The 14,248-nt window shown below is 67.3% G+C and carries 17 protein-coding genes; 4 read left to right on the plus strand and 13 right to left on the minus strand.

The window, feature by feature from the left end; translation table 11 throughout:
- Positions 1-17: 17 nt before the first annotated feature.
- A complete protein-coding gene (locus ACSQ9A_RS16865; RefSeq protein WP_436304468.1) occupies positions 18-329 on the plus strand; it encodes a hypothetical protein in 312 nt (103 codons plus the stop codon).
- Between the two features lie 14 nt (positions 330-343).
- On the opposite strand, the gene rlmB is transcribed toward ACSQ9A_RS16865, so the two are convergent.
- The gene (rlmB, locus tag ACSQ9A_RS16870; protein WP_436304469.1) at positions 344-1,096 is read right to left on the minus strand and encodes a 23S rRNA (guanosine(2251)-2'-O)-methyltransferase RlmB; all 753 of its coding nucleotides are present in this window, start codon (positions 1,094-1,096) and stop codon (positions 344-346) included.
- 21 nt (positions 1,097-1,117) lie between these two features.
- Entirely contained in the window at positions 1,118-1,819 is a 702-nt protein-coding gene (locus tag ACSQ9A_RS16875) for an ABC transporter ATP-binding protein (RefSeq protein WP_436304470.1), read from the minus strand.
- A gap of 16 nt (positions 1,820-1,835) precedes the next feature.
- Between ACSQ9A_RS16875 and ACSQ9A_RS16880 the strand changes: the two genes are divergently transcribed.
- A complete protein-coding gene (locus ACSQ9A_RS16880) occupies positions 1,836-2,489 on the plus strand; it encodes an arylesterase (RefSeq protein WP_436304471.1) in 654 nt (217 codons plus the stop codon).
- A 77-nt stretch (positions 2,490-2,566) separates the two neighbouring features.
- Here ACSQ9A_RS16880 and ACSQ9A_RS16885 read toward each other — a convergent pair whose 3' ends face one another.
- Both ACSQ9A_RS16885 and ACSQ9A_RS16890 read right to left on the minus strand, forming a co-directional pair.
- On the minus strand, positions 2,567-2,770 hold the full coding sequence (locus tag ACSQ9A_RS16885; RefSeq protein WP_093108061.1) for a hypothetical protein: 204 nt from the start codon (positions 2,768-2,770) through the stop codon (positions 2,567-2,569).
- A gap of 69 nt (positions 2,771-2,839) precedes the next feature.
- Positions 2,840-4,033, minus strand: a complete 1,194-nt coding sequence (locus tag ACSQ9A_RS16890) for a PLP-dependent transferase (protein WP_436304472.1) — start codon at positions 4,031-4,033, stop codon at positions 2,840-2,842.
- 48 nt (positions 4,034-4,081) lie between these two features.
- Between ACSQ9A_RS16890 and ACSQ9A_RS16895 the strand changes: the two genes are divergently transcribed.
- Both ACSQ9A_RS16895 and ACSQ9A_RS16900 read left to right on the plus strand, forming a co-directional pair.
- The gene (locus ACSQ9A_RS16895; protein ID WP_436304473.1) at positions 4,082-4,897 is read left to right on the plus strand and encodes a helix-turn-helix domain-containing protein; all 816 of its coding nucleotides are present in this window, start codon (positions 4,082-4,084) and stop codon (positions 4,895-4,897) included.
- Positions 4,898-4,968: 71 nt separating this feature from the next.
- Positions 4,969-5,412 (plus strand): VOC family protein, encoded by a 444-nt coding sequence (locus tag ACSQ9A_RS16900; protein WP_436304474.1) that lies wholly within the window; start codon positions 4,969-4,971, stop codon positions 5,410-5,412.
- Positions 5,413-5,416: 4 nt separating this feature from the next.
- Here the strand turns inward: ACSQ9A_RS16900 and ACSQ9A_RS16905 are convergent, their stop codons facing one another.
- The 9 genes from ACSQ9A_RS16905 to der all read right to left on the minus strand — a co-directional run bounded on the left by ACSQ9A_RS16905 (position 5,417) and on the right by der (position 14,247).
- Entirely contained in the window at positions 5,417-5,941 is a 525-nt protein-coding gene (locus ACSQ9A_RS16905) for a phosphoribosyltransferase (RefSeq protein WP_436304475.1), read from the minus strand.
- A 149-nt stretch (positions 5,942-6,090) separates the two neighbouring features.
- Positions 6,091-7,422, minus strand: coding sequence for an adenylosuccinate synthase (locus ACSQ9A_RS16910; protein ID WP_214697900.1), 1,332 nt, complete (start codon positions 7,420-7,422; stop codon positions 6,091-6,093).
- Between the two features lie 20 nt (positions 7,423-7,442).
- Entirely contained in the window at positions 7,443-8,594 is a 1,152-nt protein-coding gene (locus ACSQ9A_RS16915) for an ATP phosphoribosyltransferase regulatory subunit (RefSeq protein WP_436304476.1), read from the minus strand.
- A gap of 44 nt (positions 8,595-8,638) precedes the next feature.
- Positions 8,639-8,827, minus strand: coding sequence for a DUF2065 domain-containing protein (locus ACSQ9A_RS16920; RefSeq protein WP_093108272.1), 189 nt, complete (start codon positions 8,825-8,827; stop codon positions 8,639-8,641).
- A 94-nt stretch (positions 8,828-8,921) separates the two neighbouring features.
- On the minus strand, positions 8,922-9,821 hold the full coding sequence (hflC, locus tag ACSQ9A_RS16925) for a protease modulator HflC (protein WP_436304477.1): 900 nt from the start codon (positions 9,819-9,821) through the stop codon (positions 8,922-8,924).
- A gap of 10 nt (positions 9,822-9,831) precedes the next feature.
- Entirely contained in the window at positions 9,832-11,169 is a 1,338-nt protein-coding gene (hflK, locus tag ACSQ9A_RS16930; RefSeq protein WP_436304478.1) for an FtsH protease activity modulator HflK, read from the minus strand.
- 76 nt (positions 11,170-11,245) lie between these two features.
- Positions 11,246-12,415, minus strand: a complete 1,170-nt coding sequence (gene hflX / locus ACSQ9A_RS16935; RefSeq protein WP_436304479.1) for a GTPase HflX — start codon at positions 12,413-12,415, stop codon at positions 11,246-11,248.
- A gap of 54 nt (positions 12,416-12,469) precedes the next feature.
- Positions 12,470-12,715, minus strand: a complete 246-nt coding sequence (hfq, locus tag ACSQ9A_RS16940) for an RNA chaperone Hfq (RefSeq protein ID WP_093108079.1) — start codon at positions 12,713-12,715, stop codon at positions 12,470-12,472.
- Positions 12,716-12,900: 185 nt separating this feature from the next.
- The gene (gene der, locus ACSQ9A_RS16945; RefSeq protein ID WP_436304480.1) at positions 12,901-14,247 is read right to left on the minus strand and encodes a ribosome biogenesis GTPase Der; all 1,347 of its coding nucleotides are present in this window, start codon (positions 14,245-14,247) and stop codon (positions 12,901-12,903) included.
- Between the last annotated feature and the right edge of the window lies 1 nt (position 14,248).

The following is a 14,248-nucleotide window of genomic DNA, read 5'->3' on the forward strand; positions in this document are numbered from 1 at the left end:
AAGGTTTAAGCTTCCGCATGGATCAATTCGGCCATCGGAACAAAAAGACCTTGAGCGAGGAAATCATGGATGAAGACGGCGAAGTCAAACGCGTCGTCTATGCGGACTGGGAGATTCGCGTCTGCCTGAGTGCCCTGGGGGTCGATGGTCAGACGGCCGGACATGCCGATCTGTGGCGAGAAGGAGCCCACCTGTGCCGCGTTGCGCTGTCGGGCCGCTTTGAGGACGACGCGCAGGCCTGCGACGCCTTGGAACGCAAGGCCAGGGATTGGGTCGACGACTGGAGTTCCCGCGACCACACCGGCAACACCGGCTTCGTCAGCCTTTAGGGCCTGAACAGGCCCTAAGCCGCGAGGCTGCGCTGCCGCATCGCTTCGTAGAGGCACACCCCGCTCGCGACCGAGACATTGAGGCTCTCTACCGCGCCGGCCATCGGAATGCTCACCAGCTCGTCGCAAGTCTTGCGCGTGAGCTGCCGCATGCCCTCGCCCTCGGCGCCCAGCACCAGCGCGAGCGGGCGCTTCAGGTCGCTCTGGTAGAGCGTGCCCGGCGCGTCGTCGCTGGTGCCGACGCACCAGATGTTGCGTTCCTTGAGTTCGCCCAGCGTGCGCGCGAGGTTGGTCACCATGAAGTACGGCACCGTCTCGGCCGCGCCGCTCGCCACCTTGGCCACGGTGGCGTTGATGCCGGCCGCATGGTCCTTGGGGGCGATCACCGCATGCGCGCCCGCGCCGTCGGCCACCCGCAGGCAGGCGCCCAGGTTGTGCGGGTCGGTGACGCCGTCGAGCACGAGCAGCAAGGGCACGGTGCCGGCCGTCTCGAGGCCTTCGAGCAGCTCGTCGAGCGAGTGGGTCTGCGGGATCGGCTCCACGCGCGCAGCGACGCCCTGGTGGCCATGGCTGCCGCTGAGCTTGGCCAGGCGCAGGCCGTCGGCCTCGACCAGCCGCACGCCGGCCTCCTGAGCACGGGCGACGAACTGCCGCATGCGCGCATCGCGCCGGCTGGCATCGAACAGCACCTCGATCACCGATTTGGGCGCGGTCTTGATGCGCACGCCCACGGCATGGAAGCCGAAGATCACTTTGGGGGAAGACATGTGGGGATTATCGAGCCGGGTTCAGACCCCGTTTTCGTCCCCGGGGACCACGCGTCCGGCCTCGATCGTGATGCGGCGCTCGCACTGCGCGGCGATGCCGCGGTCGTGGGTGACGAGCACGAGCGTGGTGCCGAGCTCGCGGTTGAGGTCGAACATCAGCCGCATCACCTGCTCGCCGGTCGCGAAGTCGAGACTGCCCGTGGGCTCGTCGGCCAGGAGCAGCGCCGGCTGCACGACGAAGGCGCGGGCCAGCGCCACGCGCTGCTGCTCGCCGCCCGAAAGTACCTTGGGATAGTGGCGCAGGCGCTGGCCGAGGCCGACGCGGCCGAGCATCTCGGTGGCGGCCTTTCGTGCGTCGCGGCGGTCGGCCAGTTCGAGCGGCAGCATCACGTTCTCGAGCGCGCTCAGGTTGCCGAGCAGCTGGAAGCTCTGGAACACGAAGCCGACCTTGCGGGCGCGCAGCGCGGCGCGCTCGTCCTCGTCGATCGCGAACAGGTCTTCGCCCGCGAGCCTCACCGTGCCGCGGGTGGGTGTGTCGAGGCCCGCGACGATCGACAGCAGCGTGCTCTTGCCCGAGCCCGAAGCGCCGACGATGGCGGCCGTCTCCCGGGCGCCCAGCGTGAAGTCGATGTCCTGCAGAATGTCCAGCGTGCCGGCGGAGTCGGTGACAGACTTGAAAACATGTTCGACGGCAACAATTGCTTCGGATCGGGTACTGGACATTGAAAGGTTTCGCGTGGTGAATCGACGTCACTTTATCTTGACCGGTGCGCTCGCCGGCAGTGCGGGGTCATGGCTCCATGCCCAGGCCCAGCCCGCGGCCGGCAGGAAGCCCGTGATTCTCGTCGTCGGTGACTCGCTTTCCGCCGAATACGGCCTCAAGCGCGGCGAGGGCTGGGTCCCGCTGCTGGAGAAGCGGCTGGCCGAACAGAAGATCGCCGCGACCGTGATCAATGCCAGCATCAGCGGCGACACCACGGCCGGCGGCCGCGCCCGGCTGGCGGGCCTGCTCGCGCAGCACAAGCCGACGCACATGGTGCTGGAATTGGGCGCCAACGACGCTCTGCGCGGCCTGCCGCTCACCAGCACCGAAGACAACCTGACGCAGATGACCAAGGCGGCGCAGGCCGCCGGCGCGCAGGTGCTGATCGTCGGCATCCAGGTGCCTCCCAACTACGGCCGTGACTACACGCGGCGCTTCGAAGCGGTCTTCACCAAGGTGGCGGGCAACACCAAGGCGGCGCTCGTGCCTTTTCTGCTGAAGGGCGTGGCGGACGGCCCCGACGCGGCGGGCCTGTTCCAGGCCGACCGCATCCATCCGACGGCCGCGGCCCAGCCGCGCATGCTGGACAACGTGTGGCCGGCGTTGCGCAAGCTGCTCGCCGGCATGTGACCTGAAAAGGAAAAAGCCGCCGCAGGCCCTGCCCGCGGCGGCTTTTTCGTGGGTACCGTGAATCCGGGTCGAACGGATCAGCCGTTCTTGGTCGGCAGATTCGGGATGGTGGGCGGATCGTGCTCCAGCGAGGCCACGTCGGTTTCCGGATCGCCCTGGGCCAGGCCTTCGCTGCTCGGGCTGAGCTTGCGGGCGGCCTTTTCCCGCAGCTTGTCTTCCTTCTTCTTTTTCTTGGCCAACTCCTTCTGGCGCTTCTCGTAGCCGTAATTGGGTGTTGCCACTGCTTCTCCTTGAGGCGAGGCAGTCACGATGACTGCACGTGTCCGACTGTACGCGATAACCGACGCGCTTCAGAGGGCCGCGAGGGCCTGTTCGAGGTCGGCGCGCAGGTCGTCCACGTCCTCCAGCCCGACTGAAAAGCGCACCAGCGTGCCCTTGTGCGGCCAGCGCGCAACGCTGGCATCGCGCATGAGGCCGATGTCGTAGGGCACGACCAGGCTGATCGGCCCGCCCCAGGAATAACCAAGCCGAAAAAGTTTCAGGCTGTCACAGAAACGATCGACCTGCTCGGCGCTGTAGCGGGCATCGAACACCACCGAGAACAGGCCGGCCGCGAGGTCGCTCGCGCCGCACAGCCGCAGCCAGTGCGCATGGCCCGGCGAGCCCTCGAGCGCCGGATGCAGCACCTGCGCGATCTCTGCACGGCCGTCGAGCCACATGGCGAGTTCGCGCGCGCTGCGGTCGTGCGCCTGGTAGCGCAGCCCGATGCTCGGCAGCGAACGCAGCAGCGTCTCGACATCGCCGACGCCGATGCCCAAGCCCATGCGCATGTGGCTCAACTTGAGCGCGCGGTGCAGCCGCTCGTCGCGGGTGATGACGCTGCCCATCAGCACGTCGCCGCCGCCGCTGGGGTACTTGGTGAGCGCCTGGACCGAGATGTCGACGCCCTGCCCGCTGCCGTTGAAATCGAAGGGCGCAAAGGCGAGACCGGCGCCCCAGGTGTTGTCGAGCGCCGTGATCACGCCGCGCGCGCGGCAGGCGCCCACGAGCGCCGGCAGGTCCGGGAATTCCATCGTGACCGAACCCGCGGCCTCGACCCAGACCAGCCTGGTGCGATCCGACAGCTTGGCCGCGAGGTCGGCCGGATTCATCGCGTCATACAGCCTGTGGGTGATGCCGAAGTTGGCCAGCTCGCCGTTGCACAGCGCCTTGTTCGGGCCGTAGGCGTTGTCGGGGATCAGCACCTCGTCGCCGGTCTTCAGGAAGGCAAAGGCCACCAGCGCGATGGCTGCCAGCCCGCTGGGCGCGAGCAGGCATTCGGTGCCGCCTTCCAGCGTGGCGAGCCGCTCCTCGAGCGTGAAGGTGGTCGGCGTGCCGTGCAGGCCGTAGGTGTAGCCGGCCTTGGTCTTCCAGTCGCGCGCGCGCATCGCCGCGACGTCGGCGAAGAACACGGTGGAAGCCTTGAACACGCCGGGCTGGGGCGCGGCGAATTTCGCGGGCGGGGTGTAGGGATGGTGGATCAGGTCGGTGATGGGCTTTCGCATGCCGCCATGCTAGTCGACGCGAAAAGCCGGGTGCCGGACAATGGCCCGATGCTGCTGACGCGCGCTCCCGCCTCCTGGCTGCGGCCTTACGTCCGATCGATGTGGGCGATGGTGCCTGCCGCCACGGTGTCGAACACGCCGCTGCGCGAACACGTGCTGCCGACCGGCGACATGCACCTGGTGTTCCGGCTCTCCGGCCCGCCGCTGCGGCTGTTCGCCGATGCCGAGGACCGCACTGGTTACACGGTGGGCTATGCGATCGTGGGCGGCGCGCGTTCGGCCTTCTACGCGCGCGACGTGTCGGGCGCGACGCATTCTGTGGGTGCGCAGCTGCGGCCCGGCGCGGCCCGCGCGCTGTTCGGCCTGCCCGCTCATGAACTGGCCGAACGCCACACGCCGCTCGATGCGCTCTGGGGCACAGCGGCCGCGCATGCCCTCGAACGCATTCATGCGGCCGGCGCCCTCGAAGCGCAACTGGAAGTCTTCGAGGCCCTGCTGACCGAGCGCCTGCGGTCCCGCCCGCAAGCCATGCACCCCGCCATCGCGCAGGCCCTGGCCCGGCTCGGCGGCGGCGCGCCCATCGGCGAACTGGTAGCAGCCAGCGGCTACAGCCACCGGCGTTTCATCTCGCTGTTCCGGGACGCTGCCGGGCTCCCGCCCAAGCGCCTGGAACGGGTGCTGCGCTTTCAGCGCGTGATGGCCGCATGGACCGGCGCGCACACCCTGCCCTGGGTCGACCTCGCCCTGCAGGCCGGCTACAGTGACCAGCCCCATTTCAACCGCGACTTCCTTGAGATCACCGGCATGACGCCGCAGGCCTATGCCCGAGCCGCGCCCGCTTCGCCGAATCACGTGCGGGCCTGAGGTCAATTTCCTTCAAGACGGGTAGCGTGCGGCATGCGCAGAATCGCGACCAGACCCCACAGGAGACTCCGATGGCCACCCACGAACTGTTTGCCTACCTCTGCGTGAACGACACCGCGGCGGCGATCGCCTACTACGGCGAGGTGTTCGGCGCGCGCGAGAAGTTCAGGCTGACCGAGCCCAGCGGCCGCATCGGCCATGCCGAGCTCGACTTCGACGGCGCGACGCTGATGCTCAGCGACGAGTTTCCGGAGTACGGCATCCTTGGCGCCAAGGCGATCGGCGCCACCGCCGTCACCATCCACCTGCACGTGGACGATGCAGACGCCGTGATCGAGCGCGCGCTGAAGGCCGGCGCCACGCTCGAGATCCCGATACAGGACCAGTTCTACGGCGAGCGCTCCGGCTCGTTCCGCGATCCCTTCGGACATCGCTGGAACGTCGGCCACAGCATCGAGGAGGTGTCGACCGACGAGATGCAGCGGCGCTACACCGCGATGCTGAAAACGGATTGAGCGGTCAGACGGACCACTTCTCCAGCAGCTTTTCCGCACCCATCGAGTCATAGCCTTCGAAAGGCTGATGGATCCATGGGTTGGTCTGCAGGAACTCGACCGAATAGTCCGGCGTGAAGGTCGACAAGGCCTTGGTCCAGATCACGGCGCTGCGCAGCTCGGTGATCGGCGGGTACTTGGTCCTGAGCATGTCCACCACGGCATGCAGCGTGTAGCCCGAGTCGGCGAGGTCGTCGACCAAGAGCACCTTGCCGGCGATCTCGCCCTTGGGCGTGGTGATGTAGCGCGCGATGTCCAGGTGGCCCTGGATCGTGCCGGCATCGGCGCGGTAGGAGCTGGTGGACATGATCGCCAGCGGCTTGTCGAAGATGCGCGACAGCACGTCGCCCGGCCGCATGCCGCCGCGCGCCAGGCACAGGATGGTGTCGAACTCCCAGCCGGACTGGTGCACCTTGATCGCGAGCTTCTCGATCAGGTTGTGGTACTCGTCGTAGCTCACGTAAAGGTGTTTGCCGTCTTCGGTCAACATGCGCTCTTCTCCATCATTGCTTCGGTAGGGGTCTCGATGTCTTCGCGGGAAACACCGCGGAACCGGCTTTGCCGGCCCGCTGGTGTTGCCCCCTGCAAGGGGGTTGGCGGAGCGACACGACGTGCGCGCAGCCTGGGGGTGTGCGTCATTCAGTCGGCGAGATAGGGGTGGCGCATCATGATCGTGTGATCGCGGTCCGGGCTGGTCGACACCATGTGGATCGGCACGCCCGTGACCTGCTCGATGCGCTGCAGGTAGAGCCTCGCGTTGACCGGCAGCTTGTCGTACTGGGTGATACCCACCGTGCTCTCGCTCCAACCCTCGAGCTTCTCGTAGACCGGCGTGCAGCGCTCGATTTCGTCGGCGCCCATCGGCAAGATGTCGGTGTACTCGCCGTCGAGCTGGTAGCCGGTGCACAGCTGCAACTCCTCGAGGCCGTCGAGCACGTCGAGCTTGGTGATGCACAGGCCGCTCAGGCCGTTGACCTGCGCCGAGCGCTTGAGCAGCGCCGCGTCGAACCAGCCGCAGCGGCGGCTTCGGCCGGTGGTCACACCCTTCTCGGCACCGACCGTGCTCAGGTGGTAGCCGACGGTGCCCGGCGTCGCCCAGTCGAGCTCGGTCGGGAAGGGCCCGCCGCCGACGCGCGTGCAGTAGGCCTTGGTGATCCCGAGCACGTAGTGCAGCATGCCCGGACCGACGCCCGAGCCGGCGGCCGCATTGCCCGCCACGCAGTTGCTGGAGGTCACATAGGGATAGGTGCCGTGGTCGACGTCGAGCAAGGTGCCCTGCGCGCCTTCGAACAGCAGGTTGGCGCCGGCGCGGTGCGCGTCGTTGAGCTCGCGCGAGACGTCGGCCATCATGGGCTTGAGCAGCTCGGCATGGCGCATCGCCTCGTCGTAGACGGCATCGAACTCGATCGCGGGCGCGCTCAGCACTTGCGTCAGCACGTGGTTGTGCAGGTCGAGCAGCACGCGCAGCTTGGCGGCGAAGCGCTCGGGATGCTTCAGGTCCTGCACGCGCAGCGCGCGGCGCGCGATCTTGTCCTCGTAGGCCGGGCCGATGCCGCGGCCGGTGGTGCCGATCTTCTCGACGCCGCCCTTCTCGCGGTAGGTCTCGCGCGCGATGTCGAGCGCCGCATGGAAAGGCAGGATCAGCGGGCAGGCTTCGCTGATGCGCAGGCGCGATCGCACCTCGACGCCGGCCTTTTCCAGCCCCTCGATCTCCTCGAACAGCTTGGCCGCCGAGAGCACCACGCCGTTGCCGATGTAGCACTTGACGCCGGGGCGCATGATGCCGCTCGGGATCAGGTGCAGCGCGGTCTTGACGCCGTTGATGACCAGCGTGTGGCCCGCGTTGTGGCCGCCCTGGAAGCGCACGACGCCCTGCGCGCTCTCGGTCAGCCAGTCGACCAGTTTGCCCTTGCCCTCGTCGCCCCATTGGGTGCCGACGACGACCACGTTTCGTCCGGTGGTAACGCTCATGATGTTCCGCTTAAGAAGATTCAGATGGCTTGCACGCGCCACTGCCCGTCGCGCTCGACGAGCTCGCGGTCGCAGTGGAATTCGTCGATTTCGCTTTCGTGGCCGGGCAGCACGCAGACCACGGTCTCGCCCTGGCTGCGCAGTTCGGCGATGGTCTTGCCGAGGCCCGCGGCATCGCTCCAGGGCGCGCGGATCGCGGCCCGCAGCGGCCGCGCCGGCAGCACGCCGACCAGCTCGCGAACGTCGAGGCTGAAGCCGACCGCCGGGCGGTTGCGGCCGAACACGGCGCCCACCTCGTCGTAGCGGCCGCCGCGCACCAGCGCGTCGCTGGCGCCGTCGGTGTAGATGCCGAAGCGCATGCCGCTGTAGTAGGCGTAGCCGCGCAGGTCGGCCAGGTCGAAGCTGACGCGGGCGCCGTCGAGCCGGCTCGCCAGCTGCTTCAGGTCCGACAGCGCTGTGCGCACGCCGGCCGAGGCCGGGAGCACGCGATCTGCCTCGTCGAGTACCGCGGCATCGCCGTAGAGCTGCACGAGCGCGAGCAGACCTTCGCGCGACGCTGCCGGAAAGCCCTCCGTGAGTTCGCGCAGGGTGCTCGTGTCCTTGGCCGCCAGTGCCGCATGCACGCGCGCGATGGCCGCCGCATCGACCGGCACGCCGGCGAACAGCGCGCGCACGATGCGCGCATCGGCCAGGTCGACGATGACCGGGCCCTGCACGCCGGCTGCGTGCAGGCAATCGAGCCCGAGGCGCAGGACCTCGGTATCGGCTTCGAGCCCCGCATGGCCGTAGATCTCGGCGCCGAACTGGAGCGGCTCGCGCGTCGCGTGCGGGCGGTCGGGCCGGGTGTGCACCACCGGGCCGCAGTAGCAGAGCCGCGCCACGCCGCGGCGGTTGAGCAGGTGCGCGTCGATGCGCGCGACCTGCGGCGTGGTGTCGGCGCGCAGGCCCATGCTGCGCCCGGACAGCTGGTCGACCAGCTTGAAGGTCTGCAGGTCGAGCGCCTCTCCGGTGCCGGAAAGAAGGGATTCCAGGTGCTCCAGCAGAGGCGGCATCACCAGCTCGTAGCCATAGCCACGGGCGGTATCGAGCAGCTGGCGTCGAAGTTCTTCGATGTGGCGCGCCTCGGAAGGCAGCACATCGGCAATGTGATCCGGGAGGACCCAGGCGGACATGGGGATCGGGGGCGTGGTTAAACCGGGATTCTACCGGCCCCGGGTCACCCCAGAATCCAGAGCAGGAAGAGGCCCAGCAGGATGCTGCACAGGCCGAAGAAGCGCAGCTGCCCGTCGCGCAGCTGCAAGAGCTGGCTGAAGCCGCGCCGCCAGCTGCCCGGCGAAAAGAAGGGCAGGAGGCCTTCGATCACCAGCACGAGCGCGAGGGCGCTCCAGAAGGTTTCTGCGCTCACGCCTAGGTCGCCGCCGGGCCGCCCCAAGGCGGCCGAGCCTCCCCCTCGGGGGGTGGCGAAGCACACGAAGTGGCAAGCCGGGGGGCAGTCACGGTTATCGACGAGGAGCAGCCGCGGCCGCGCCCGACCCCTGCATCGCGCGGAAGAAGTCCGACGAAGGGTCCAGCACCATCACGTCGCTCTTCTTGTTGAAGCTCTGCTTGTAGGCGTCCAGGCTGCGATAGAACAGTGCGAACTGCGGATCGCGGCCGAAGGCGCCGGCGTAGGCAGATGCCGCGCTGGCATCGCCCTCGCCCTTGATCTTCTGCGCGTCGCGGTAGGCGTTGGCGACGATCACCTCCCGCTGGCGGTCGGCATCGGCACGGATCTTTTCGCCTTCAGCGAAGCCGGTCGAGCGCAGCTCGTTGGCCACGCGCTTGCGCTCGGCCTCCATGCGGCGGTAGACCGATTCGGTGATCGCCTCGACGTAGTCGACCCGCGTGATCCGCACGTCGATGATGTCCACGCCCCAGGGCTTGGCGCCCTTCACCACGGCCAGCACTTCGCGCTGGACGTCGGCCATCAGGGCCTCGCGGCGCACCGAGATCAGGTCGCGCACGGTGCGCTTGTTGACGTTTTCCTGGAAGGCGTTGCGCACCACGCGGTTGAGCTGCATGGCGCCAGCGTTCTCGTCCAGGCCGACGTTGCGGATGTACTCCGAGGGGTTGGTGATGCGCCAGCGCACGTACCAATCGACCACCACGCGCTGCTTCTCCGCCGTGAGCATGGGCTCGGGGTCGAGGCTGGACAGCGTGAGCAGGCGCTTGTCGATGTACGACACGTTCTGGAACGGCGGCGGCAGCTTGAAGTTCAGGCCCGGCTCGGTGATCACTTCCTTGATCTGACCAAGGGCGTAGACGATGCCGAACTGGCGCTGGTCGACCACGAAGAGCGTGGAGCTCAGGAGCGCGAGCACCACGAGGATCGACGATGCGATGAATCCGATTCTGTTCATGAGTGTTTCCTCAGCGCACGTCGCGGTCACGCGAGCGGCCGTCGCGCGCACGCGCGTCGCCGGATGAAGGCGGTACGACCGGAATCACGGACGACTGCGGCGGCGCGGTGCCGGCGACGTTGGGACTGGCGCCGTCGACCGGAGTGCCGGCGGCGCTCTGGCCGCTCATCTGCACCAGCTTGTCGAGCGGCAGGTACAGCAGGTTCGAACCCTGCTTGGAGTCGACCAGCACCTTGGTGGTGCTGGCGTAGATCTGCTGCATGGCGTCGGTGTACATGCGGTCGCGGGTGACCTGCGGCGCCTTCTGGTATTCGGTCAGCACCGAGGCGAAGCGCTGTGCATCGCCCTGTGCCTGCGCGATGATCCGCGCCTTGTAGGCCTCGGATTCCTCCTTCAGGCGCGAAGCGGTACCGGTGGCACGCGGCACCACGTCGTTGGCATAGGCCTGCGCTTCGTTCTTGGTGCGTTCGCGTTCCTGCCCGGCCTTGAGCACGTCGTCGAAGGAGGCCTGCACCTGCTCCGGCGGGCGCACGCCGCCCTGCTGCAGGTTGATGCCGACGACCTCGACGCCGACCTTGTAGCGGTCGAGGATGGTCTGCATCAGGGCGCGCACGCGCGGCGCGATCTGGTCGCGTTCCTCGGCGAGGGCCGCGTCCATCTTCATCTTGCCGACCACTTCGCGCACCGCCGTTTCGGCGACCTGCACCACGGTGTCGGCCGGTGTCTTGCTCTCGTAGAGATAGGCGCGCGCATCGCTCAGGCGGTACTGCACGGCGAACTTGATCTCGACGATGTTCTCGTCTTCGGTCAGCATGGCCGATTCGCGCAGGCCGGTGGAACGCACGATGGTGTCGCGCCCCACGTCGGTGGAGCGGATCTGGGTCACGACCACGAGCTCGTGGCGCTGGATCGGGTAAGGCAGCCGCCAGTTGAAGCCGGCGCCCACGGTTGCCTTGTAGCGGCCGAACTGCGTGATCACGGCCTGCTGGCCTTCGTTGACGATGAAGAAGCCGGTGCCCAGCCAGATCAGAACCGCGACCGCGGCGACCAGACCCAGGCCGACGCCCGCGTTCTTCATGTCGGGCTTGAGGCCACCGCCGTTGCCGCCGTTCGGGCGCCCGCCGTTGCCATTGCCGCGGCCGCCGAACAGGCCGCCGAGCTTGCGGTTGAAGTCGCGCCAGAGTTCGTCGAGGTCCGGCGGCCCCTGGTTCGGGCCCTGGCCGCGCGGGCGATTGTTGTTGCCGGGCGGAGGCGTCGGCTCGTCGTCGGGGCGGTTCGCATTCGGACGGTCGCCGTTCGAGGAGGGCTCATCGCCCCGGCCCCATCGTCCGTCGTTCAGGTTGAACATGCCCTGAAATCGTCTCCACACTGGCTTTGCATTCATTCGGTTCTGTTCTCTCGTCAGTGAGGGGGGATTGTGCCAATCAGTTGGCGGCATCGTGCAATTCGGTGTCGTACTCTGGGGTCATGGCCTCGTTCATCGACTGCGACCGTTGCGCGAGTTCGGCGCGGAGCGCCGGAACCCCCTCGCCGGTGTGGGCGCTCAGGAAGACGCGAAGCATCTGCGCGCCATCGACGTCGATCTCGTCGCGCAGATGCAGGGGGTGTTGCGTACTTTCAAGTGCATCGAGCTTGTTGAACACCAGGAGCTGCGGCACCGTGTCGGCGCCGATTTCCTTGAGCACTGCCTGCACCTCGGCCATCTGCTCGGGATGGTGGGGGTTGGAAGCGTCCACCACATGCAGCAGCAAGTCAGCATCGACCGCCTCCTGCAAGGTGGCCTTGAAGGCATCGATCAGGCCGTGAGGCAGCTCGCGAATGAAACCCACGGTGTCGGAGATCGACACCTTGCGGCGAGCATCGCCCAGGTACAGGTGCCGCGTGGTGGTATCCAGCGTCGCGAACAGCTGGTCGGCCGCATAGGCGCGCGCCTTCACCAGCGCATTGAACAGCGAGGACTTGCCGGCGTTGGTGTAGCCGACCAGCGAGATGTTGAAGGTGTCGCGCCGCTCGCGCTGGCGGCGCTGGGTGCCACGCTGGCGATGCACCTTGGCGAGCCGTTCGCGCGTGCGCTTGATGGACTCGCCGATCATCCGGCGGTCGAGTTCGATCTGCGTTTCGCCCGGGCCGCCGCGCGTGCCGATGCCGCCGCGCTGGCGCTCCAGGTGAGACCAGCGCCGCACCAGCCGCGTGCTGAGGTACTGCAGCCGCGCCAGTTCGACCTGCAACTTGCCCTCGTGCGAACGTGCGCGCTGGGCGAAGATTTCGAGGATCAGGAAAGTGCGGTCGTACACCGCAACCCCGAGCTGGCGCTCGAGGTTGCGCTGCTGCGCCGGGCTCAGCGCCTGGTCGAAGACCACTTCGCTCGCGCGATGCAGATCGGCCAGCTCGCGGATTTCGTCGGCCTTGCCGCTACCGACGAACAGCGCCGCATCGGGCGCCTTGCGTTTGCACACCAGGCGCGCGACCGGCTCGAGGCCTGCGGTCTGCGCGAGCAGGCCAAGTTCCTCGAGTTCGCCGTCGAAATGGGGCAACCCGAAATCGACACCGACGAGTACGACGGCGCCCTCTTTCCGGGAAATCAGTTCAGACAAGCGGAATCAAATTGGAAGAAAGCGCGGCGGGCGAGCCGCCGCGCTCCGTGCCGATCAGGCGGCTGCTTCGTCGTTCTCGGCAGCCGAGAAGTTGACGGCCCGACCCGGCACGATGGTGGAGATGGCGTGCTTGTAGACCATCTGGGTCACCGTATTGCGAAGCAACACGACGTACTGGTCAAACGACTCGATCTGACCTTGCAGCTTGATGCCGTTGACCAGATAAATCGAAACCGGCACGTGCTCGCGACGCAAGGTGTTCAGGAAGGGGTCTTGTAGGAGTTGCCCTTTATTGCTCACGATATTCTCCGTGTTCAAGAGTAGTTGTTGGAACCGGTCACCTTAACACAGCACTTCCGCACTGCAGCACGAAACCCGAATAGCCTTCCAAAAATAACGGCACCTAAAAGCGGGAACTTCGGGCGCCGGCATCGCTCAACGGTGGTCAATGGAGGCCAAGCGCCCCATCCGGGGACACGAGGCCTTCAGCCCTCCTTGTCTGCGTACGGATTGTGCGAGGTCTTGAGCTCGATGCGCAAGGGCGTGCCGACCAGGTCGAATTCCTTGCGGAAGCGCCCCTCGAGAAAGCGCTTGTAGGCGTCGGTGACGTGTTCCAGCGAGTTGCCGTGGATGACGATCACCGGCGGGTTCATGCCGCCCTGGTGGGCGTAGCGCAGCTTGGGCCGGAACATGCCGGACTTCTTGGGCGCCTGGAACTGCACCGCCTCCATCAGCAGCCGCGTGAGCACCGGCGTGGACATCTTGCGGGTGGCCGACTTGTGAGCCTGGGCGATGGCCTGCCAGACCGGCCCCAGCCCCTGGCGCTTGATGGCGGAAATGAAGTGCAGCGCGGCGAACTTGAGGAAGGGCAGCCGGGTCTCGATCTGGCGCTGGATCTGCTCGCGCTGGTAGCTATCGATCGCGTCCCACTTGTTGATTGCGATCACCACCGCGCGCCCGCTTTCAAGGATGTAGCCCGCGATATGGGCGTCCTGATCGGTCACGCCCTGCGTGGCGTCGAGCAGCAACAGGACCACGTTGGCCGATTCGATCGCCTGCAGGGTCTTGACCACCGAGAACTTCTCGATCGCCTCGAACACCCTGCCCTTGCGGCGCAGCCCCGCAGTGTCGATCAGCTCGAAACGCTGGCCGTTGCGCTCGAAGGGCACGGCGATCGCGTCGCGCGTGGTGCCGGGCAGGTCGAAGGCGACCAGGCGCTCCTCGCCGAGCCAGGTGTTGATCAGGGTCGACTTGCCGACGTTGGGGCGGCCCGCGACCGCCAGCTTGATCGGCTTGTTGTTGGTCTCTTCCTCTTCGGCCTCCTCGTCGGGATCGGGCAGCCCGAGCGGCTCGAGCGCGAGTTCGACCAGGCTGCGGATGCCTTGCCCGTGCGCCGCCGAGATGCCGTGCACCTCGCCGAAGCCGAGTTCGTAGAAGTCGACCAGCTTCGCGCCATCCTGCATGCCTTCGGCCTTGTTGGCCACCAGCACGCAGGGCTTGCCCAGCCGGCGCAGTTCATTGGCGATGTCGTGGTCCTGCGCCGAGATTCCCTCGCGCGCATCGACCACGAAGATCACCACGTCGGCCTCGGCCACGGCCTGGCGCGTCTGCTTGGCCATCTCCTTGAAGATGCCGCTGCCCGCGTCGGGCTCGAAGCCGCCGGTGTCGATCACGATGAACTCGTGCTTGCCCTGGCGGCCGTTGCCGTAGTGGCGATCGCGCGTGAGGCCTGCGAAGTCGGCGACGATGGCGTCGCGCGTCTGGGTGAGGCGATTGAACAGCGTCGACTTGCCGACGTTGGGACGCCCGACCAGCGCAATGACCGGTTTCATG

Source organism: Variovorax sp. LjRoot290 (assembly GCF_964253985.1).
GTDB lineage: Bacteria > Pseudomonadota > Gammaproteobacteria > Burkholderiales > Burkholderiaceae_C > Variovorax.